Annotated in this window: 22 protein-coding genes; 13 read left to right on the plus strand and 9 right to left on the minus strand. The window is 67.4% G+C overall.

Features of this window, described 5'->3' with window-relative positions; all coding sequences use genetic code 11:
* Positions 1–33 precede the first annotated feature (33 nt).
* The 4 genes from mdlC to L5G33_RS01655 all read right to left on the minus strand — a co-directional run bounded on the left by mdlC (position 34) and on the right by L5G33_RS01655 (position 2,891).
* Positions 34–1,665, minus strand: coding sequence for a benzoylformate decarboxylase (gene mdlC, locus L5G33_RS01640; protein ID WP_236996390.1), 1,632 nt, complete (start codon positions 1,663–1,665; stop codon positions 34–36).
* 180 nt (positions 1,666–1,845) lie between these two features.
* Positions 1,846–2,136, minus strand: coding sequence for a DUF4235 domain-containing protein (locus tag L5G33_RS01645; protein ID WP_236996391.1), 291 nt, complete (start codon positions 2,134–2,136; stop codon positions 1,846–1,848).
* Positions 2,137–2,484: a deoxyuridine 5'-triphosphate nucleotidohydrolase gene (locus L5G33_RS01650; protein WP_236996392.1), complete on the minus strand. Its 348-nt coding sequence runs from the start codon at positions 2,482–2,484 to the stop codon at positions 2,137–2,139.
* On the minus strand, positions 2,481–2,891 hold the full coding sequence (locus L5G33_RS01655; RefSeq protein WP_236996393.1) for a phage holin family protein: 411 nt from the start codon (positions 2,889–2,891) through the stop codon (positions 2,481–2,483). Before L5G33_RS01655 ends, L5G33_RS01650 begins: the two co-directional genes overlap by 4 nt.
* Positions 2,892–3,063: 172 nt before the next feature.
* On the opposite strand from L5G33_RS01655, the gene L5G33_RS01660 reads away from it, so the two are divergent.
* On the plus strand, positions 3,064–4,359 hold the full coding sequence (locus L5G33_RS01660) for a glutaminase (protein WP_236996394.1): 1,296 nt from the start codon (positions 3,064–3,066) through the stop codon (positions 4,357–4,359).
* Between the two features lie 20 nt (positions 4,360–4,379).
* Here L5G33_RS01660 and ygiD read toward each other — a convergent pair whose 3' ends face one another.
* From ygiD to L5G33_RS01675, 3 genes are all read right to left on the minus strand, one after another.
* Positions 4,380–5,237, minus strand: coding sequence for a 4,5-DOPA-extradiol-dioxygenase (gene ygiD, locus L5G33_RS01665; protein ID WP_265742361.1), 858 nt, complete (start codon positions 5,235–5,237; stop codon positions 4,380–4,382).
* A 187-nt stretch (positions 5,238–5,424) separates the two neighbouring features.
* Positions 5,425–6,006 carry a TetR/AcrR family transcriptional regulator gene (locus L5G33_RS01670; RefSeq protein ID WP_236996395.1) on the minus strand — a complete coding sequence of 194 codons (582 nt, stop codon included), beginning with the start codon at positions 6,004–6,006 and terminating at the stop codon, positions 5,425–5,427.
* Positions 6,003–6,863, minus strand: a complete 861-nt coding sequence (locus L5G33_RS01675; protein ID WP_236996396.1) for a lipase family protein — start codon at positions 6,861–6,863, stop codon at positions 6,003–6,005. Before L5G33_RS01675 ends, L5G33_RS01670 begins: the two co-directional genes overlap by 4 nt.
* Positions 6,864–6,929: 66 nt before the next feature.
* On the opposite strand from L5G33_RS01675, the gene L5G33_RS01680 reads away from it, so the two are divergent.
* Genes L5G33_RS01680 through L5G33_RS01725 form a run of 10 tightly spaced genes read left to right on the plus strand, consistent with a single transcriptional unit; the run spans position 6,930 to position 17,391 of the window.
* A complete protein-coding gene (locus tag L5G33_RS01680) occupies positions 6,930–8,795 on the plus strand; it encodes a multicopper oxidase family protein (protein ID WP_236996397.1) in 1,866 nt (621 codons plus the stop codon).
* A complete protein-coding gene (locus L5G33_RS01685) occupies positions 8,792–9,565 on the plus strand; it encodes an MlaE family ABC transporter permease (protein ID WP_236996398.1) in 774 nt (257 codons plus the stop codon). Before L5G33_RS01680 ends, L5G33_RS01685 begins: the two co-directional genes overlap by 4 nt.
* Entirely contained in the window at positions 9,562–10,413 is an 852-nt protein-coding gene (locus L5G33_RS01690; protein ID WP_236996399.1) for an ABC transporter permease, read from the plus strand. Before L5G33_RS01685 ends, L5G33_RS01690 begins: the two co-directional genes overlap by 4 nt.
* Positions 10,414–10,417: 4 nt before the next feature.
* The gene (locus tag L5G33_RS01695) at positions 10,418–11,581 is read left to right on the plus strand and encodes an MCE family protein (protein ID WP_236996400.1); all 1,164 of its coding nucleotides are present in this window, start codon (positions 10,418–10,420) and stop codon (positions 11,579–11,581) included.
* Positions 11,578–12,597, plus strand: coding sequence for an MCE family protein (locus tag L5G33_RS01700; protein ID WP_236996401.1), 1,020 nt, complete (start codon positions 11,578–11,580; stop codon positions 12,595–12,597). The genes L5G33_RS01695 and L5G33_RS01700 overlap by 4 nt, the downstream gene beginning before the upstream one ends.
* Positions 12,594–13,616, plus strand: coding sequence for an MCE family protein (locus tag L5G33_RS01705; RefSeq protein WP_236996402.1), 1,023 nt, complete (start codon positions 12,594–12,596; stop codon positions 13,614–13,616). The genes L5G33_RS01700 and L5G33_RS01705 overlap by 4 nt, the downstream gene beginning before the upstream one ends.
* Complete coding sequence (locus L5G33_RS01710) at positions 13,613–14,845, plus strand: MCE family protein (protein ID WP_236996403.1); 1,233 nt, start codon at positions 13,613–13,615, stop codon at positions 14,843–14,845. The genes L5G33_RS01705 and L5G33_RS01710 overlap by 4 nt, the downstream gene beginning before the upstream one ends.
* Complete coding sequence (locus tag L5G33_RS01715) at positions 14,842–15,978, plus strand: MCE family protein (protein ID WP_236996404.1); 1,137 nt, start codon at positions 14,842–14,844, stop codon at positions 15,976–15,978. Before L5G33_RS01710 ends, L5G33_RS01715 begins: the two co-directional genes overlap by 4 nt.
* Positions 15,975–16,376, plus strand: coding sequence for an MlaD family protein (locus L5G33_RS01720; protein WP_236996405.1), 402 nt, complete (start codon positions 15,975–15,977; stop codon positions 16,374–16,376). The genes L5G33_RS01715 and L5G33_RS01720 overlap by 4 nt, the downstream gene beginning before the upstream one ends.
* On the plus strand, positions 16,357–17,391 hold the full coding sequence (locus tag L5G33_RS01725; protein WP_236996406.1) for an MCE family protein: 1,035 nt from the start codon (positions 16,357–16,359) through the stop codon (positions 17,389–17,391). The genes L5G33_RS01720 and L5G33_RS01725 overlap by 20 nt, the downstream gene beginning before the upstream one ends.
* Before the next feature lie 10 nt (positions 17,392–17,401).
* On the opposite strand, the gene L5G33_RS01730 is transcribed toward L5G33_RS01725, so the two are convergent.
* Positions 17,402–18,010, minus strand: a complete 609-nt coding sequence (locus tag L5G33_RS01730) for a hypothetical protein (protein ID WP_236996407.1) — start codon at positions 18,008–18,010, stop codon at positions 17,402–17,404.
* A complete protein-coding gene (locus L5G33_RS01735) occupies positions 18,007–18,612 on the minus strand; it encodes an Rv1363c family protein (RefSeq protein ID WP_236996408.1) in 606 nt (201 codons plus the stop codon). The genes L5G33_RS01730 and L5G33_RS01735 overlap by 4 nt, the downstream gene beginning before the upstream one ends.
* Before the next feature lie 149 nt (positions 18,613–18,761).
* Here L5G33_RS01735 and L5G33_RS01740 point away from each other — a divergent pair, with 149 nt between their 5' ends.
* Positions 18,762–20,045 carry an oxygenase MpaB family protein gene (locus L5G33_RS01740; RefSeq protein WP_236996409.1) on the plus strand — a complete coding sequence of 428 codons (1,284 nt, stop codon included), beginning with the start codon at positions 18,762–18,764 and terminating at the stop codon, positions 20,043–20,045.
* Between the two features lie 47 nt (positions 20,046–20,092).
* Positions 20,093–21,571 (plus strand): aldehyde dehydrogenase family protein, encoded by a 1,479-nt coding sequence (locus L5G33_RS01745; RefSeq protein WP_236996410.1) that lies wholly within the window; start codon positions 20,093–20,095, stop codon positions 21,569–21,571.
* The last annotated feature ends 73 nt before the right edge of the window (positions 21,572–21,644 follow it).

Raw genomic sequence — 21,644 nt, forward strand, 5'->3', positions numbered from 1 at the left:
TGGCGATCAGCGCGCCGTGCCCACCGTGCCGACTCAGACGAGGTTCGGCACGGTGGGGTCGGTCGGCACCTCGATGACCGTCGGCCCCTTGCGTTCCCAGGCCTCAGTGAGCGCGGCGCGCACCTGTGCGGCGGTCTCGGCCACCACTCCTGCCGCGCCGTAACCCTGGGCCAGCAGTGTGGGTTTGAGCCCAGGCAGGTCGAGGCCGGGGACGTCGGGACTCTTTTCCAGCACCGCGAAAGCCTTGAGGATCCCGTACTCGCGGTTGTTGGGGACGACGACCACCAGCGGGAGCCGGTGTTGCGCGGCAGTGTAGAGCGCCTGCGAGGAGAACTGCAGCGAGCCGTCGCCGATCACGGCCAGCACGGGACGGTTCCGGCCGAGGTCCCGCTCGGCCAGTGCGATACCGACGGCCGCAGGCAGATCCCAGCCGAGAGCGCCGCTCGCCATCGCGAAATACGAGTCCGGCCGGGTGATCTCCCATTCAGCGTGCAAATCGGCGAGGTTCGAGGGCGACTCCTGCACGATCACCGTGTCCGCGGGCGCCGCGGCGCGCAGGACTCGGAAGAGCTGGCGCGGAGTGAGGGGGCCGTCGTCGGTCGGATCGGTGATCTCGGCCTCGGCGGGCGGGTGTGGGGCCAGACGGTGGGCCTGGGTGATCACGGTGGCCTGGGTTGTGCGGGCCGGGACCGTCGCGGTCAGCGCCTCGAGAGCGAGTCCGGCGTCGGCGACCAGGCTGTCACCGACCGGCGCGCGGCCGGCCTCCGCCGGATCGTCGGTGATGTGCAGCAGTCGGGACCCCGCAGGAATGTATTCGCCGGGGATCCACGGGTAGTAGCGGAACACGGGTGCGCCGACGACCACGATGAGGTCGTGCCCGGTCAAGCGTTGCGAGAGCAGGCCTTGCGCGAAAGGGAGGCCGCCCGCGTAGAGCGGATGGTCCTCGGGGAACGGCGGACGCTCGGACGACGGAGCAGCCCAGACCGGTGCGCCGAGCCGCTCGGCCAGTGCCACGGCCGGTCCCCACGCGTCGGCGCGGGCGATGTCGGAACCGAAGATCAACACCGGGTGGGCCGCGTCGGCTATCGCGGCAGCGAACTCGGCGAGACGCTCGGGGTCAGGACCGACGCGACGACCGACGCTGCGGACAGCCGTGGGCACGGTGGCGGGTGCATCCCAATCGTCGAGGGGCAGCGACAGGAACACCGGCCCGGCGGGCGGCTGTAGCGCCACCGCGTACGCCCGCATGAACGCGGCGGGTACGTCCTGCGGCCGCTGCGGCTGGTACGACCACTTCACCCACGGCTGCGCCAGTACCTCCGGCTGCGGGTTGACCAGCCACGGTTCGAGTAGCAGCATCTCCCGCGTCTGCTGGCCCGCGGTGACGATCAGCGGCGTCTTGTTCTGGGCGGAGGAGATCAAGGTCCCCATCGCGTTGCTGATCCCCGCCGCAGTGTGCACGTTGACCAGTGCCGGTTCGCGGGTGATCTGGGCGTAGCCGTCCGCGGCGGCGACGACGCTGGCCTCGTGCAGCCCGAGGACATACTGGAAGTCGTCCGGAAAGTTCTGCAGGAAAGTCTCTTCGGTCGATCCGGGATTACCGAAGACAGTGGTCAAGCCTAACTCGCGTAGGAGGTCGAACGTCGCTTCACGTACGGTTCGCACTGGCGCATCCCTCTCGGTCCATGGCGGCCCCGCCTGCCGATCGGGCGGGGAGGGTCCTCGATCGAGGAGGCATTTTCCGCTATCGCCGATCGTAAAGTGTCGCCGCTCGCCGGTGTGACCTTTTGTCCGTAATGACTGCCGCGGTAGTCCGCTGTCGTGGACGCGGCAGGTACCGAGCCGCTACTTCGGCGAGCCCCGTGTCGGCGACGGATCGGAATGGGTGAGCTTCTCGAACCCGCGGGCACCGGCTCGGTCGACTGCGGCCTTGACGACGCCGAAGACGACGCCTTGGATCGCGGCGGCGGTGGGGACCTCGCGGCTGCTGCGGTGCAGATCTTTGGGATCGGGAACGGCTTCGTCGGTGTTGACACGGCGCCAGAGCCGCGTGAACGCGGCGCCGGCGAGCATACCGCCCGCGACGCTGGTCGCGACGGACAGAGGTTTGTACAGGATCCTGATCACGTCGCTCATTCAGCGCTCCCTGTCTTGTCGGTCGCTCCGCCGACGGCGGGCGACGATCACGAGGACGGCGACAGCGCCGACGCCACCGGCCACGCCGAGGAGTGTGTTCTTATGCTCGACGGCCTGCTCTTTCACCTGGTCTGTTCGGACGGATGCTTCGTCGATCGCTCGCCGCCGGACATCGAGGCGATCGTGCAGCGCGTCGACAGTGTCGGCAAGTTCGGCACGCTGCTGCGCTGCGGGCTGCGGCGGCGCCGGGGTGTCGTCGACCGGTTCGATAGGGGAGGTGGTGGCCAGATCGGGGTCGACGTCGTCGGTGGATCCCAGAATCGGGTCGTTGTTCGGGTCGGTGCTCATAGGTGCTCCTTCACGGTGGTGACATCCGAGCGAATGCTGTCGGCGGTGTTCTCCGGTACCGGTGGTGTCGCTGAGCGGGCGCGCATGGCACCCACGCCTGCGGTCGCCGCGCCGACCACGACGAGCACGGCGCCGATGATCAGGGCGGCCAACCAGCCCGCCACTGCGGTGGCCAGACCCAGCACCGCCGCCGCGGTCAGTGCGCCGAGACCGAACAGAACGACCAGCAGTCCCGCCCCGGACACTCCGACGCCGATGCCGATGCGGACTCCCTTGTCTTTCGCTTCGTTGGCGGCGGACGAGAGTTCGGTGCGAATCAGCGTGGTGACCTGCGTGTTGAGTCGTTCGACCAGTTCAGCGGTCGAGAGCTCGCGGGCCGGCTCCTGCTGCGTTGATGTCTCGCTCATGAGGTGCTCCCAACTGTCGGATCTGTGGATTCGTGTTCACCGCAGGGCATCTGCGTTGTCGGTCATGACAGTGAGGTACCCGGTGCGCCGCTGCGTAAACATTGCCGACGGTCCTGAGGGTGCATCCGACGATGGACCTCGCGACTGCATGACGCCGGGGTAGGTTGTGGAGGTGCGATCGCCGATTCCCGATTACCTCGCCGAAGCGCTGCTGTCCGTCGAGGCCGATCAGTCCGGGCAGACCGCCGACTACATTCCCGAACTCGCGTCAGCCGACCCCGATCGGCTCGCCGTCGCGATGTGCACCCACGACGGACGCCTCTACTCACAAGGCGACTGCGATCAGGCGTTCAGCATCCAGTCGATCTCGAAGCCGTTCGTCTATGCGCTGGCGCTGGCCGACCGTGGCTTCGACGAAGTCCTGGAGAAAGTGAGCGTCGAACCGAGCGGCGACGCGTTCAACGAGATCTCGTTCGAGCCCGGTACCGGCCGACCGTTGAACCCGATGATCAACGCGGGAGCGATCGCCGCGCATACCCTCGCCGGTCCGCGTGACGCGACCCCGACGGAGCGGACGTCCCGGATCATCCACGGTCTCAGCGCTTTCGCTGGACGGCAACTGACGGTCGACAACGGAGTCTACGAGTCCGAGATCACCACCGCCTACCGTAACCGAGCCTTGGCGAACATGTTGCGCGCCAACGAGATCATCGGCGGCGAGCCGCTGGAGGCGGTGGTTGGCTACACCCGCCAGTGCTCGCTTCTAGTGACGGTCGAGGATCTGGCGATGATGGCTGCCACACTTGCGAACCGCGGCGTCAACCCGGTCACCGGCGCACCGGTCGTGCCTGCGCCCGTCGTCCGTCAGGTACTCAGTGTGATGGCCACCTGCGGCATGTACGACGGCGCCGGGGACTGGATGACACGCGTCGGCATCCCGGCCAAGAGCGGTGTCGCGGGCGGACTGATCGGTGCGTTGCCCGGTCAGGCGGGGATCGCGACGTTCTCGCCGCGTCTCGACCAGCACGGCAACAGCGTGCGCGGTGTGGATCTGTTTCGCCGTTTCACATCGGATATGGGAATGCATCTGATGGAAGTTCCTCCGTCCGGCCCGTCCGTAGTGCGCGGACGCCGACTGCTCGGTGCCGGCAAGCACGCGATACAGGTCGTGTCCCTACAGGGCAGCATCCGTTTCGCCGGCGCAGAGCGTGTACTCCGTGAACTCGAGGACGAGCCGCTCACGCAGAAGACAGTGGCGATCAGCCTGGTGCGTGTCACCACGGTTGGAGACGTCGCCCGCCGGATGCTTCTGGAAGCCGTCCGTCGACTGACTCTCGACGGGCACGACGTCTATCTCGTCGACCCAGACCGAGTGCTTCCCGATCCCGATCCCGGTGAGGACGGGCGGGTGACCGTGGTCGCCAGTCGGGACGACATCATCGAACGACTGAAACGGTCCGCGACCTAGGGGCCGCGGCCGTGCGCGGTCTACAGATTCGAGTCGAGGGTCGGGAACCCCTCAGGCAGTTCGGCGGCCCCGGGGACACCCTCGGCGGCCCGCAGGTCCTGATCGAGTCCCAGGGTGTACGCGGTCATCGACAACGAGCCCGCTGCATAACCCTTAATCAGCGGCTGCAGCGGCTGATCGTCGGCGAGTCCCGCGATGTAGAGCATCGGCAGGAAGTGATCGGGGGTGGGCACCGCGGCCGAGAAGTCCGCGTGGGAATCGAGTGTGAGGACCTCGCTCGGTGTGTCCTGCAACAGCTCTCCGGCCGCGTCGTCGAATCGGTGCGTCCAGTCGAAGCCCGCGTCGGGTTGCGAGAAGTCGATCGCGCGGAGGTTGTGCACGATGTTGCCGCTGCCGATGATGAGCACGCCTTCCGCGCGCAGCGGAGCCAGCTTGCGGCCGATATCCATATGATGACCGAAGTCTTTGAAAGCGTTGAGCGACAACTGAACCACCGGAATCGAGGCGTCCGGGAAGGCATGCCGCAGCACCGACCAGGTGCCGTGATCGATGCCCCAGCTGTCCACGTCCAGCCCGACCCAGGTCGGCTTCACGACGTCGGCCACCAATTCGGCGATCTCCGGTGCGCCGGGCGACGGATACTCCACGTCGAAGAGCTCTTGGGGGAAACCGTAGAAGTCGTGGATCGTCCGCGGCAGTTGCATCGCGGTGACGGCGGTCGCGTTCGTGTACCAGTGCGCCGAGATCACCAGGATCGCGCGCGGGGTGGGCACCGCTGCCCCGAACGCCTTCCACGACTCGGTGTAGCGGTTGCGTTCGAGCGCGTTCATCGGGTTGCCGTGCCCGATGAACGCGGCGGGCATCATCGTCGTCTCCATCGTCCAGAATCCTCCAGGGTAGAGAAGATCGTCTCCCCGTCGACGCTACGCGACTTACTCATTTCGATCCGGTCGGCCGAGCGGACCGGACAGAGAGTTCGCGGGATCCGAGCGTGACCTACACTTCCCCGCTCAGCCTCGACATCGTTCCCTGGCCCGATGGTGGAGCTGAGCGGGGATCATTAGGTCAGTTCCCGACGGGCGGTGCGACGGCGGCGGACAGCAGCGCGGAGATCGCGTGCTGCAGTTCGTCTGGCGTCGGTGTCGGCAGTCCCTCGTGGCCGTGGATGTAGCCGATGCCCGCGTAGACGAGCAGCCCGGCCAGCAGACGTGCCTGGCTCGGGCTCATCTCCAGCTCGCGCAGTGTGCGGTCGACGACGTCGAAGACTTCGCCGTCGATGCTCCGCACCGTCTCGGCGACCTTGTCGTTGCTGCGAGCCCAGTCGCGGATGGCGGTCTCCACCGTCAGATGGCTGTCGCTGATCAACATCGTCGACAGTGCGATGAGGCGGGCGTCGGCAGGCATCTCGGTGAGCTCGTGCAGTTCGGTGATCCGCTGCCGGTTGATCTCCTGCCACCGCGCGGCCATCGCTTCCCATAGGGCGTCGAGATCTTTGAAGTGCCAGTAGAAGCTGCCCTTGGTGACACCGAGCTCCTCGCACAGCTGGCTGATCTTGACTCCGCGCACCCCCTCGGAGGTGATCAGTGCGAGTGCGGCGTCGACCCAGTCGGTGGCGGTGAGGCGAGGTGAGCGGCGCGACTTCGTCATCGGTCGGTGGACCCTCCTACGGCGTGGCGGACGTCGTTCGCCACCGAGGGATCCGACAACAGCGCGAAGTGGTGTGTCACGTGCCGGGTGCGCGCCGGATCGAGGATCCGATTGTCCATGCCCGGCAGGGCTGCCGACAACGGATCACTCACCAGACCGTCGATGGGCGAGATGACGTTAGTGTATCGGACCCCGTGAGATGGAAGGCCTGCTCGCCGTAAGGAAACCAGCAGATCCGAACCGCGGACCAACTCTCGACAGCCTTCGCACCACGGGTCGATGAGCGGCTTCTCCAGGCGCAGGACCGCGTCATAGGTGCCGAGACGTCTGCTGATGTCCTCGGTGTCGCCGAGGAATCCGATGTTGGTGCCGCGCCACATCGGCCCGATCGCGACGATCCCGGTGATCGGCTTCGGGACGGTCTGGGTCTGCACGACGCGCTGTGCGACGAGCGCGCCGGCACCGTGCGCAACCACAGTCCAACCCTCGGCCCCCGTGCGCTGCTCTGCGCGCATGAGGTCGGCGACCTGCGCCGCACTGTCGTCGATCGCGGCGAATCCGGCCACCGGCGCTCCGCCCGCGTCGACCACGGCGTCAGTGAGCCGGGTGCGGCCGTAGTCGGCGACGAACGAACACTGCTCCGGGGTGCCGACGGTGTCGGCGAAGTCGGCCATCTCGGTGGCGGTGCCTGCCATGTCGTGCAGGTACACGTACTGCTGCGGACACCTGACGGCCGGAGCCGCCTGCGCCTGCGTCGGTGTGACAGCTAGTGCAGCGAGGGTCGCAACGGTAGCGAGGGCCGCAACGGCCGCTGTGACCAGCGGTGACGCAGGGGAGAGAGGAGGGCGACGAGTCATAGTTAACAAACCATACCGTATGGTACTGTGCTGTTCGTCTCAATAGCAGCCGAGTGAGGGAACCGAGTGGGCGCAAGGGTCAACCGTCGTGAATTTCTGCTGGGGGCTGCGGCAGCGGCCGCCTCGGGCGTGCTGTCGAGTCGGCTCGGCGGCGGTGCCGCAAGCGCTGATCCGGTGTCGGACATCAAGTGGCCTACGATCTTCCATTCGCCGCCGATGGCGAAGTACGTGGACGACCTCTCCGTGCCGAGCACCATCACGTCGTCCCCGTCGGAGCCGATCGAGATCGTCGCCCGCACCACCAGCAGCCGCTTCCATCGGCATCAGCCGAAGGTGCCGACGATGGCCTACAACGACGAGTCGTACCTCGGACCGACCATCGAGGCGCACGTCGGTGAGCAGACGACCATCGAGTACCGCAGCGAACTCGGCAAGCACATCTTCGCCGCAGACCTGGACACCTCGCTGCACGGCGTCACCGCCAAGTACCGGGACACCCCGGTCACCTCCATGCATCTGCACGGCGGTGCGACCCCGCCCGAGTTCGACGGCAACCCAGAACGATTGATGCTGCCGCGCCACGGAACGTCGATGTTCAAGTTTCCGAACCGGCAGGAGGCCGGCCACCTCTGGTACCACGACCACGCGATGGCGATCACCCGCGCCAACGTGTACGCGGGCCTGGCCGGCATGTACTTCCTGCGCGACGACTACGACACCGGAACGTCGACCAATCCACTCGGCCTGCCGGTAGGCGAGCACGAGGTTCCGCTGATCTTGCAGGAGAAGATCTTCCGCGACGACGGCCACCAGTCGCTGCGGTCGACCCCCGTCGTTCCGGAGGGGCTGTGGGAGGGCGGCGCGGTCGGCGACCGCGGGCTCGTCAACGGCAAGGTGTGGCCGAAGACGACCGTCGACCGGGGTCTGTACCGATTCCGGCTCATCAACGCGGCGTCGTACTCGGTGTGGAATCTGTTCTTCTCCAACCGAATGCCCTTCTGGGTGATCGGAAACGAGGGCGGCCTGCTCAACGCGCCGGTCCGGACTCGGTCGATCAAGGCGGCTCCCGCCGAACGCTTCGACCTGCTGGTCGATTTCAGCGCCCTCGCGCCGGGGGAGACCGTCGACCTGTGCAACGACATGGCTCCGCCTTTCCAGGCCGCGGTCCTCGGCGAGGTCGCCATGCCGCGCTTCTGTCGATTCATCGCGGGCGCGGGTCGAGGCGATCGGCGCGGGGTGCCGAGCCGCCTGCGCGGCGCAGCGCGTCAACCCGATCGCCTTCCGCCGATCGCCAAGCCGCAGAAGGTCCGACGCGTCTCGGTGTCCCAGCCCTACGAGCTGCGGGTGCCGCCCGCGATCATGTCGCTGAACAATCTGCGTTACGCGGATCCGCAGATCGAGAAGCCCAGGCAGGGGACCACCGAGCGTTGGGACATCGTCAACATCACGCCCGACCCGCACCCGGTCCATCTGCACCTGGTGATGTTCCGGATCCTGGGCCGCCGACCGCTGCGCACCGTCGACTACCAGGCCGCGCATCCACAGCCGCCGATCGGCACCAGGTGGGCTCCCGATCCGAGCGGCTTCTACGCCGGACCGATGCGCTCTCCCGCGGCGTGGGAGGCCGGATGGAAGGACACGGTGCTCGCTCCCGGCGGACACGTCACCTCGATCATCGTGCGGTTCCCGACAGCCGACGAACTCGACTTCGATCCTGACGCGATCTTCTCGTCAGATCCGACCCAGAACTGGACCCGGCCGTCGCACGGGCACGCGGTGAGACCGTCGCCGTCCTCGATGCACGGCCACCACGCGGGCGCCACCCCCGCGCACGGCATGGTCACCAAAGACCTGCAGGGATACGTCTGGCACTGCCACATTCTCGACCACGAGGACCACGACATGATGCTGCGGTACCGGGTGGTCCCATGACGGCGGCGACTGCCGCGAAAGCTCTGCTCTCCGGGGTCGGAGAGTTCTTCACGCTGTGCGCCGACACGGCGCGCGCGGCGGTACGACGACCAGTGCAGTTCGCCGAGTTCGGCGCGCAGTGCCTGGCCATCATCCGGGTGTCCCTGCTGCCGACCGTGGTGATGGCAGTGCCGTTCACGGTGCTCGTCGTCTTCACCCTGAACTCGCTGCTCGGCGAGATCGGCGCCAGTGACCTGTCGGGGGCCGGCGCCGGTTTCGGAGCCATCACCCAGATCGGTCCGCTCGTGACCGTGCTGGTCGTGGCCGGAACGGGCGCCACGGCGATCGCGGCCGATCTGGGATCCCGCACGATCCGTGAAGAGATCGACGCGATGGACGTGCTCGGTATCGATCCGATCAACCGGCTCGTGGTGCCCCGCGTCGCCGCGTCCACGTTCGTCGCGTTCCTGCTCAACGGCGGGGTCTGCGCCATCGGAATCCTCGGTGGCTTCTTCTTCTCGGTGTACGCGCAGGACGTCTCGCCCGGCTCGTACGCGTCGAGTCTGACGCTGCTCGTCGGCTCCGGCGAGGTGGTCTTATCGCAGGTCAAGGCCGCGGTCTTCGGCTGCGTCGCCGGACTCATCGCCTGCTACCGCGGGCTGTCGGTGTCCGGCGGCCCCAAAGCCGTCGGCAACGCCGTCAACGAGACCGTCGTCTACGCGTTCTCGGCGTTGTTCGTGCTCAACCTCGTGCTGACCGCGGTCGGTGTCGCAGTGGGGATCGGCGGATGACGATCCTGCACAGCAACCCGGCCCACCGGATACGACGCACCGTCCGCATCGCCGACGAGTTCTTCCTCGGCGTCGGCCGACTCTGCCGGTTCATTGTCGCCGCGCTCGTCTCCGCGGTGCGGGCCGCCCGCCACTACGGCACCGAGATGCTGCGTCTGGTCGCGGACATGAGTCTGGGCAGCGGTGCTCTCGCGCTGATCGGTGGCACCGTGATGATCACCGGCTTCCTTACGCTCTTCGCCGGCGCGACTGTCGCAGTGCAGGGCTACAGCACCCTCGGCAACATCGGGGTGGACGCGATGACCGGATTCCTCTCCGCCTACGTGAACATCCGCGTGGTGGTCCCGGTGACCGCCGGGATCGGGCTGGCCGCCACCATCGGCGCGAGCACGACGGCCGAACTCGGCGCAATGCGCATCAGCGAAGAGATCGACGCCCTCGAAGTGATGGCGATCCGCTCCATGCCGTACCTGGTCGGCACCCGACTACTGGCAGGCATGATCACGATCGCGCCGATCTACGCCGTTGCGCTGATCTTCTCGTTCCTGTCCAGCCGCGTGGTGACCGTCAACGTCCTCGGTCAGTCGCCCGGCGTCTACGAGCACTACTTCTCGACGTTCCTCATCCCGTCCGATGTGCTGTGGTCGTTCCTGCAGGCCATCGTCATGGCCGTCCTGGTGATGCTGGTGTGCACCTACTACGGCTATTACGCGAGCGGTGGCCCCGAAGGGGTCGGCGTGGCGACCGGTCGCGCGGTACGACTGTCGCTGATCGCGGTTGTGACGGTGACGCTGATCATCGCGCTCGTGCTCTACGGCAGCGCCCGCGAACTGCGATTGGCCGGGTGAACCGGTGAGCGAGAACCTGATCTACCGGCTGTGGGCGGTCGTCGCCGTCGCCGCCCTCGCCGTCGGCGGCTGGGCCGTCGTCGGTGCCTTCCGCGGCGACTTCGAGGACTCCGTCACGGTGCACGTGATGGCCGAGCGGGCGGGCCTGGCGCTCGAGCCCGGCGCCATGGTCAAACGCCACGGGGTGCGCATCGGCGAAGTGGAGACGGTCGAGGTCACCGACGGGGGCGCGGAGATCACCGTCGCGATCGAACCCGACGCGGCCGCGCACATCCCGTCAAACACCGCGGTGCAGATCCGGTCGTCCACCGTCTTCGGCGGCAAGAGCGTCGACGTCGTGGACCCCGCCGTTCCCGCGGCCGACGGCGTCGCCGACGGCGCGCGCATCTCCGCCGACTCGGTGTCGGTGGAGATCAACACCGTCTTCGAGTCCTTGACCGGGATGCTCGGCGCAGTGGAACCGGACAAGCTCAACGAGATCCTCGGCACGCTCGCCCAGGCGCTGCACGGGCAGGGCGCGTCCCTCGGCATCGGCCTCGACGACCTCGACACCGTTCTCGGCACCCTCAACGCGCGAATCCCGGAGATCGGGGACATCGCGCGATCCGGGGCGGCCACCGCCACGATTTACGCGGCCGCCGCCGACGACCTGCTCGCGGCCCTTAAGAACCTGACGACGACCGCGAAGACGGTCATCGACAAGACACCGCAGTTCGACGACCTGCTGGCCGGCGTTCTCGGGCTGGCCAACCGCGGCGACGCCGTGCTCGAACCGAACTCGGACAAGCTGGTGAAGGCGATCGTTCTGTTCGAGCCGACCGCGGCACTCCTCGACGAGTACAGCCCGGTCTTGACGTGCTTCATCAAGGGCGTCGACGTCGCCCGCACCGAAGCCGAGAAGGTCTCCGGCGGCAACGGTTCCACCATGCTGCTGAACTCGACGATCCTGATGGGCACGCAGCCGTACTCGTATCCGAAGAACCTGCCGAAGGTCGCCGCGACCGGCGGCCCGCGCTGCGGCCCGCTGCCGAAGGTCGACCTGAGCCAGGTGCCGACCCCGTACGTTGTCGCCGACACCGGAGCCAACCCGTTCGCCGACTCGACCGGCGGCCCGGCGGTCGTCCCGCAGTCGATCCTGGAGTTCATGCTCGGTGGGAGTGGCCGATGATGTCCACCGCCCGATGGCTCGCGCTCGGCGCGTTCGTCACGGTGATGACCCTGATCCTCGCCGCGGTCCTGATGGTCTTCGGCAATGTGCGCTTCGACGACCACGACTACAGCGCGCGCTTCTCCGACGTCTCCGGCTTGGAGGTAGACCAGTTCGTGCGTGTCGCGGGCGTCGAGGTCGGCAAGGTGACCGGCATCGCGATCAACGACGACGACACTGTCACCGTCGACTTCACGATCGACGACTCGTACACACCGACCCGCGCCACCGTCGCCACCGTCCGGTACCTAAACCTGACGGGCGACCGGTATCTGGAATTGCGCGACGCGGACGGCGAACCGGCGCCCCTGCCCGCGGGCGAACCGATCGCCCTCGATCACACGCAACCAGCCCTGGACCTCGATTCGCTGCTCGGCAGCTTCAAACCGCTGCTGCGCGCCATCGAACCCGACCAGGTCAACCAGTTCAGCGCCGAACTCCTCGGCGTCCTCCAAGGCCAGGGGTCGACAGTCGAATCATTGTTGAGTCGCACCGCGACGCTCACCCAAACCCTCGCCGACCGGGACGCGGTGATCGGCGACCTGATCACCAACCTCAACACGGTGCTCGGCACCGTCGCCGAGCGAGACGGCGCCCTCAACTCCGCACTCGGTTCGGCGTCGCTGCTGGCCGAACGGCTCGCCGCCGACTCGAACGATTGGGGCAGAGCGTTGACCTCCGTCGACCGGGCGAGCGCGTCGCTCGGCGAGATGCTCACCGACACCCGCAAGCCGATCGCGCAGACCATCACCGGATTGCGGCGCACCACCGATCAACTCAATGCGGGCGCCGGCACCATCGACAGCGTCCTGTCACGGCTGCCGGACACGTACCAGGCGCTGACCCGGCTTGGGGCGTACGGCAACTTCTTCAACTACTACCTGTGCACGCTGCGGATCAAACTCAACGGCCTCGACGGCCAGAACCTGATCCTGCCGGTCTTCGGACAGGACACCGGGAGGTGTGAGCCGAAATGATGCGGTACGAACGGCGCAACACCCTCCGCACCGGCGCGATCGGTCTGACCGTGGTCGCACTCGTCGCGGCAGCCGCCACGAGCATCGCGTCGCTGCCGTTCGTCGGTGACAGCCGCACCTTCACCGCCGAGGTCGCAGACGCCGCCGGACTGCGCGTCGGCGACGACGTCACGCAGTACGGCGTCACCGTCGGCCGGGTGTCGGGGATGGAACTCGACGGTGACCATGTCGACGTCGAGTTCACCGTCGACGGCCACGCCCGACTCGGATCGCGCACCTCGCTGTCGATCTCCACCGCGACCGTGCTCGGCACCCGCGTGGCCCACCTGACCTCGGACGGGCCGGGCGAGTTGGAGCCGGGCGCCGTGATCGGCCGCGAACGCACCACTGTGCCGTACGACCTGACGTCGGCGCTCGGCGATCTGACCCGCGCCGCCCAAGACATCGACACCGGCCAGCTCGCCGACTCGCTCCGTGCGGTCAACGACGTCCTCGAACAGACCCCCTCCGAGCTGGCGCCCGCCGTCGCCGGGGTCGGCAGCCTCTCGCAGACCATCGCCACCCGCGACGAGCAACTCGAAGCGCTCCTGAGGAAGGCCAACGAGGTCAGCGGTGTGCTCGCCGACCGCAGTGACGCTATCGACGACCTGATCGGAGACGTCGACGTGATCCTCGGCGAACTCGTGGAACGCCGTCACACCGTCGAGACACTGTTCGCGAACGTCCGGGCCCTCTCCCAGTCGTTGGAGCATGTGATCGCCGACAACAGGGCCGCATTGACGCCCGCGCTCGACAGCGCCAACCGTGCGCTTGCCGTGCTCGGCCGCAACCGACAGAACATCGGGCAGGCGATCGAGTCGTTGGCCCCGTACATCACCGAACTCGGCGAAGCAGTCTCCTCCGGACCGTTCTTCTCGTCGTACATCACCAACCTGCTGCCCGCACAGATGATCGAGCCGGCGTTGCGCACCGCGCTCAACGAGGCCGGGATTCCGTATCCGATCAAGGGGGACAAGTGAGTACCGCGACGAGTCGGGTCTCCAGGAAGTGGGGCTGGGCGTTCCTCGGGCTGCTGGTTGTGGCGGCTGCGCTCGTCTCGTACCTCGTCGTCCCGCGCGTGACGAACGACGAACTGACGGTGATCTTCCCGTCCGCCGCAGGCCTCTACCCGGGCGACGACGTCCGCGTGCTCGGCATGCCGGTGGGCTCCGTCGAGTCGATCACGCCCCGCGCCGACGACGTCGTCGTACGGCTGCGGGTGGACCGTTCCCAGCCGATCCCGGCGAGCGCCCAGGCGGTCGTCCTCAACCAGAGCCTCGTCTCCGGGCGGTTCGTACAGCTCACCCCGCCGTACACGGGCGGGCCGCGATTGGCCGACGGCGCGACCATTCCGATCGATCGGACTGCGGTGCCCGTCGAGTGGAACGAGATAGAGAAGCAGCTCCTCGACGTATCCGAGAAACTGAAACCGACGATCGATGAGGTCGGCGGACCGCTCGGTGACACCGTGACGTCAGCGGCGACCAACCTGTCGGGGCAGGGCCAGAGTCTGCACGAGACGCTGTCGTCGCTGTCGGCCGCACTGCGCACCGTCTCCGACGGCCGCACCGATCTGTTCAGCATGGTGAAGAACCTGCAGGTCTTCGTCAGCGCACTTGCCGACAGCGATGCGCAGATCGTGTCCTTCAACAGGCGGATGGTGTCGGTGACGAGCATCCTCGACGCGAACCGGGACGATGTTTCAGGTGCGTTGGACAGCCTCGACTCCTCGCTCGGACAGGTCAAGCAGTTCATCGCCGACAACCGCGGAGGCATGACCGAGGCGTTGACCAAGCTCGGCGACGTCACGGCGACCCTCGCCGAGCGTCGGGACGACATCGCGCAGGTGCTGCACACCGCGCCGACCGCTCTGGCGAACCTGAACAACATCTACCAACCGGCGCAGAACTCGGTCGTGTCGGCGCTGGCCATGAGCAACTTCGCCAACCCAGTGCAGTTCATCTGTTCGTCGATCGCAGCAGCGGAGGCGACGACGGCCGAACGCGGAGCCAAACTGTGCGTGAAGTATCTGGGCCCGCTGCTGCGACTACTCACCATGGATTATCCGCCGCTGTCGAGCAATCCGACGCGAGGAGTCGGGGCCACGCCCGACCAACTCGTGTACTCCGGGGTGACCCCGCCGTCCGGGAAATCGACCGGACGCAGGCCCACAGTCAAACAGATGCTCGTACCGGGAGCGGACCGATGACGCGGCGGACGTGGCGGCTGCTGCCCGTGGCGCTGCTCGCCGTGCTCGCGGTGCTGACATCGTCCGGGTGTAGTTGGCGCGGGCTCAACTCGCTGCCGCTGCCGGGCACCCACGGTCGAGGAGACGGCGCCTGGACCGTCGAGATCGAGATGCCGGACGCGACGACCATCGACCGCAACTCCGAGGTCTTCGTCGCCGACGTGACCGTCGGCCGGGTCAGCGACCTCGCCGTGCGCGACGGACACGCGGTCGTCACCGTCAGCCTGGACTCCGGCGTCGACCTGCCGGCCAACGTTACTGCGAAGATCGGCCAGCGGACGCTGCTTGGTTCGGCGCACGTCGAACTGGCCGCACCAGACCGCGGTGCGGTCGGGACGCTGCGGGACGGCGACACCGTCCCACTGGAGAACGCGGGCGCCTATCCGACCACCGAGCAGACCCTCGCGTCGGTTGCCCTGGTCCTCGGCGGCGGCGGCATCGATCAAGTGCGGACCGTCACCACCGAACTCAATGCTGCTCTCGGTGGGCGGACCGACACGACCCGGCGCGTCCTGACCGGGTTGAACACGTTGCTCGGCGGCCTCAATGACCAGATCGACTCGATTACCACCGCCATCGACTCACTCGACGACCTCTCCGAGCGTCTCGCCGCCCAGCACGAGCGGATCGGCGACGCGATCGACGCCCTCGCCCCGGCGCTCGAAGCGATCTCCGACCGGCGCGGCGAACTGTCCCAGACGTTGATCCGCCTCGGCGACTTCTCCGACACCGCGCACACGATCATCGAGTCTTCGGACAGTGAGATGCGCACCAACTTGAAGGCGCTGCCGCCGATCCTCAAGGGGTTGGCCGACTCCGGGCAGTCGCTCACCGAGTCGACCCGCTACCTGCTGACTTACCCGTTCCCGATCGACATGGTGCGCAACGTCGTTCGCGGCGACTATGCGAACGGTCAGGTGACCTTGGACCTGCGGTTGGCGACGTTGGACAAGGCGCTGCTGCTCGGCACGCCGCTCGAGGGGATGCTCGCCGGACTCGAAGGGGTGCTCGGCAAGGCCGCACCCGCGAGCAGCCGCGGCACGACGCCGGACCTGAAGGACCTGCTGAATCCGGGAAGGCGACCACGCCGATGAACCTGCGACGCCCCACCATGATCCGGCTGATCGCATTCGCCGTCATCGCCGTACTGGCGCTCGTCGTCGTCGCCGTCCGCTATGCGCAAGTCCCGCAGCAGGCGGGGGTCGGGCGCTACGCGGTGACCGTCGAATCAGACGACGCCGGAGGGCTCTACCCGAACGCGAACGTCACCTACCGCGGCATCACCGTCGGCCGCGTCGTCGACGTGGTGAGCACCCGTACAGGTGCGCGCGCCGAGCTGTCCATGCGATCGGGCACCGCGATCCCGGCCGACGTCGACGTGCAGATCCGCGGCATGTCCGCGGTCGGTGAGATGTACATCGACCTGGTGCCGAGACGGGCCGGCGGAGGTGATCTGCACGGAGGTGATCTGCATGACGGTGATCTGCCATGACGGTGATCTGCATGACGGCTCACGGATCGCCGCCGACCGAGTGGACGTCTCCGCCGACGCCGGTGAGGTGCTCGGCTCGGTGAACGATCTGCTCGCGTCGGTGCCGCAAGACGATCTGACGACGGTGATCGACGAGAGCTTCACCGCGCTGGCCGGTCAGGGCCCGGCGTTGCGCACTCTGATCGACTCGGTGACCGGGATCCTCGGCGAAGCCCGCAAGGCTGACGATCCGACGGCCCAGCTGATCGACGAGCTCGGTCCGCTCCTACATACCCAACAGGTGTCCGGCGACGCGATCACGAGCTGGGCGGCGTCGCTGGCGCGCATCACCGGGACCGTAGCCGGATCGGACGCGGACCTGCGCGGTGTCCTCGACCAGGCTGGGCCCGCCGCGGAGGAGGCCACCGCGATGTTCAACGACTTCGAGCCGCTGCTGCCGCTGCTGCTGTCCAACCTGGTGACCGTTGAACAGGTCGGAGCGGTCTACAACCCGGCGCTCGAACAGATCCTGGTGCTCTTCCCGCCGTTGATCGCGGCGTCGCAGGGCGCGGGCATCGTCAACGCCGACGACCCCGGCCAGAACACGTACTTCGCGATGGAGTTGAACGACCCGCCGCCGTGCATCGAGGGGTTCCTGCCCGCCGAGGAACGGCGGTCGCCGACCGACCTGCGGCCGATGTCGACGCCGAAGAACCTGTACTGCAAGGTGGACCCAGACGATCCGCGGTCGGTGCGCGGCGCACGGAACCTGCCGTGCATCGAATACCCGGGCTACCGGGCCGCGACGGTGCAGTTGTGCAGGCAGAAAGCCGGCGTCACTGGGTCGGACAGGACTGGGTCGGGTGCTCCCGCGAAGGGACGCACGCGCACCACGAGCCGGGTGAAGATCGCCGACTACGACACGACCCGCGGGACCTACCTGGGTTCGGATGGCGTCACCTACCAGGTGGCCGGACTGACGGGGGAGCGGCGAGGCGAGCCGCCGACCCTCCGGGCGATGCTGGCCGGACGCTGACGTGCCGACGTCAGATCGGTTGGAAGGTCTCGATCAGCCAGCGATCGCCCTGCTTGACGAGGCCGACACGGATCGCGGTCGCGGTGGTGGTCGGATCCTCGTTCTGCTTCCCGGACGAGACCTGCTGGGTCACGAAGACCATCGTCTCGGCCTCGTCTTCATCCGCTGTCACGAGCGAGACGCCGGACAGGTGCACGGTGGAGCTCAGTCCACGCTCTTTCGCGGCAGGCAGCACGTCGGTGCGCGCGAGCGACCCGTACTCGTCCGCGAAAACACCGGTCAACAGGTTCTTCGCCGTAGCGACGTCGGCGTCCACGGTGGCTGCGTGATCGGTCAGCACGGCGATCGTCCCCTCGCGGGTTGCGGCCAGCACGGCGGGCGTCGCGTCGTCGACTTCTGCACTGCTGCGGTGGCCGAGCCAGAAGAACAGACTCAGCCCGGCCAGCACCAGGATCAGTGCCGCGACGACCGACCACAGCGCGGGACGCACCCACTGTCGCGGTGCGGCGGGCGAGTCATCTGCCGTCTCTGCCGTCTCGAGGTCGGTCGCCTCGTCTGGGGTCTGCTCGTCGTCGCGAGTCTGCCCGTGGTCTGGAGTCTGTTCGGTCGTGTCTGTCATATCGCGAAGTCCACCTTCTCGATCAGGATCCCGTCGTCATCGTGCTGCAGTTTGACGCGAAGGCGCCACACCCGCGGATCCTCTTGTGCTCCAGCGCCATTGGTCACCAATGAGGTCGCGGAGACCAACAGGGTGGCCTCGTGGTCGTCCGAGGACTCGATGCCGACCGAGTTGACGGTGCCCCTGCTGGTCACCTTCATCTGCTTGACGACCTCGACGAAGTCTTTGGAGCGGCTCGCGAAATCGGCACGGAAGTCGCCAGTCGCGCTCGCCAGGATCCGGTCCACATCGCGATCGGCGCGGTCGGCGCTCACCGAGATCACGTTGAGCACGCCCTGCCGGGCGGTGTCGATGTACTGGGCGTCGAGATGCTCGCGGCTTCGGTCATTCACGTACCAGCTGGCCGTGAACCCTGTCGTCACCGCCAGGGCCACGACCAGGACGCCCGCGACGACAGCCGCGATCACGCCTCGTCTGCGGCCCCGGTCGGCGTCGATCGCGACGTCGCCGACCTGGTCGTCGACCCGTGTCGAGGCCTCGTCCGCTTTGTCGGGCGGGAGCCGGTCATCAGTGTTCTCGGGTGTGTCATGGCTACGCGTCATGGGGCCTCATCGTGGCGGGTCGTTTCGATCCTGACCGTACCATACGGTATGGTACTGTTCTGGCTGTGACCTGAACCTCACCCGAGGCTTTCGGTGTCAACGAATCGCCAAGGATCGAATTGCCAAGGACCGAGTACGGAGGTTTCGACATGACCGTTCAGGAAGCGCGTTCACTCGACGATCAGCACGCGGTGAAGCGGCCGACACCCACCGCGTTCCCGTACCGGGCGACCATGTCGCGCCCGATGATCCGGCGCGCGCGGAAGGTCGCCAAACGATTGACTGGCGCCGATATATTCCCGACTGCCCAGCAGTTGGACGCCTTCGCAGGCGACATGTATGCGGGTGACCCGGTCGCCGAACGCTTCGTCGACGACGTCCTCTACGGCGAGATCGGCATGGAGCAGGGGCGCGCGATGCTCAAACGGGCCCTCGACGACGGGCTGGACAGTATCGAGAATCCGCCGCCGTCCATGGTCGAACTGTTCACCGAGTTCGAGCAGGTCCCTGACTGGGTCGACCCTGCGAAAGTTGAAGCGGGCGCCCAGATCTGGCGGCGCTGGGGCACGTACCTGTTCAGCGTCGCGGGCGGCGAGACCCTGGAGATGTACACCGAAGCCGCCGTGGCCACACCGCTCTCGCTGGCAGGCGGGTACGCGGGAGACAACGCGCTCCGCCGATTCCTGGAGACGTCGCGCTTCTGGATCGACGTCTCCGAACCCGGTGGCCTGCTCACACCTGGCAGCAAGGGGCGCGCCACCGCGATGCTGGTGCGCGTCATGCACGTGTCGGTGCGCCGACGCGTCGCCGACCACCCGGAATGGCACTCGGAGAAATGGGGACTGCCGATCAGTCAGGCCTACATGCTGCTGACCCTCCTGGGCGGCAGCGTGGTCCCGGGTCTGGCGCTGTGGATCCTCGGCGTCCAGACCACCCGCAAGGAGATCTACGACCTCATCCACTTCCAGCGGTACATGGGCCACATCGTCGGCGTGCGCAACAGCTGGTATCCCGAAACCATTGCCGACAGCCTTCGGTTGCTCGCCATCGTCGGCACCGCGCGCAGCTACGACGCGGGAGAGGGCGGCGTCGAACTCATCGAGTCCTTCCCGCGCGCGTTCGCCCCGCGCGGCGACCACAGCGGTCTGCAAAGGCTGCGGGAACGCTACAACGCAGCGATCTACGCGACCTACGCGAGGCTGTTCATGTTCCCGCAGACCTACGCCAAACACGACATGCCCAACGCGCTGCCCGGCCTCCTGTGGGTCGTTGCCCGGTTCCCGGCCGTCGCCGCCATCGAGACACTGCGCCGCATCCCGCCACTCGGCCGGGCCCACGAAAAGCTCATGCGCCGTCACCGCGAGAACTGGTATCGCGCCCAGATGGCCGATCGCGAAGCCGAATTCGACGCTTCCGGCGCACTGCGTCGTTGACCGACCCAGATTTCGCTCACCCACCAACACTCCAGAAGGAGACACCGATGACCGAGGCCACCGCGACTCGCTACGAACCGACGATTCCGGACGTCAGTCTGCGCATCGGGAGCACCCGTCGCGCCGCGACCGGCGGGGCGACCTACGTCTCGTCCAACCCGGCCGACGAGAGCGTTGTCGCCGAACTTCCCGCGGGCACCGCGGCCGACGTCGACGACGCGGTCGCCGCCGCTCGCGAGACGTTCGAGTCCGGCATCTGGTCCGACCTGCCCGGAGCCGAGCGCGGACGGATCCTCTCGCGTGCCGCCGATCTGATCGAAGCCGACGCAGAGAACCTCGCCGCCCTCGAATCGGTCGAGATGGGCAAGCTGTTCGTCGACAGTGTCAACGGCGACATCCCGGCCACGGCGGGCACCTTCCGGCACTTTGCGGGCTGGGCCGACAAGATCGTCGGGCAGACCTCCGTGCTCCCCAGCTACGGTCCGCAGCAGCGTTTCGGGTACACCCTGCGCCAGCCGCTCGGCGTCGTCGGCGCCATCACACCGTGGAACAACCCCGCCGTGATCGCGGGCTGGAAGCTGGCTCCGGCGCTGGCCGCAGGCAACACCGCCGTCATCAAACCAGCCGAGGACGCCTCGCTCTCGACCATCCGCCTCGCCGAACTCCTCGTCGAAGCCGGAGTGCCCGAAGGCGTACTCAACGTGGTGACCGGTCTCGGCGAGGAAGCCGGTGCGGCGCTCGCCGGCCACGAGGGCATCGACAAAATCAGCTTCACCGGCAGCGCCCGCGTCGGCCGCACCATCCAACCCCGCGCGGGTGACAAGTTCCGCAAGATGACCCTCGAACTCGGCGGCAAATCACCGCAACTCGTGTTCGCCGACGCGAACCTCGACGAGTCGATGCCGTGGATCGCGATGGGCAACTTCTACCACCAGGGGCAGGTCTGTGCGGCGGGAACCCGCGTGCTCGTCCACGAGTCGCGCGTCGACGAAGTGATCGCAGGCCTCGTCGCAGCCGCCGAAGCCGCCGTCATCGGCGACCCGCGCGACGCGTCGAGCACCATGGGCACCATCGTCAACCGCAAACAACTCGACACCATCGAGCGGTACATCGACGCGGGCAAGAGTGAGAACGCCGAACTCATCACCGGCGGCAACGTCCTGGACCGTGCAGGCTACTTCGTCGAGCCGACCGTGTTCCGCGGACACAACGACTTGACGATCGCCCGCGAAGAGATCTTCGGGCCCGTCGCCACCGTCATCCCGTTCTCCACCACCGACGAAGCGGTACAGATCGCCAACGACACCAAATATGGCCTCAACGCCATGATTCACACCAGCAGCCTGTCCACCGCGCACGCCGTGATCCCACGACTGCGGGTCGGCATGGTGTGGGTCAACGGCTGGGGCGTCCCCGAGCCGGGCCTGCCCTGGGGCGGCCGCGAAGCCAGCGGCTACGGTCGCGAACTGGGGCAGTCTGGTATCCATGCCAACACCGAAGAGAAGACCGTCCACCTTGCCTTCTGAACACCCAGGGCCTTCTGAACACCCAGGGCCTTCTGAACACCCAGGGCCTTCTGAACACCCAGGGCCTTCTGAA

Origin of the sequence: Gordonia liuliyuniae (assembly GCF_021738805.1) — a bacterium.
GTDB lineage: Bacteria > Actinomycetota > Actinomycetes > Mycobacteriales > Mycobacteriaceae > Gordonia > Gordonia liuliyuniae.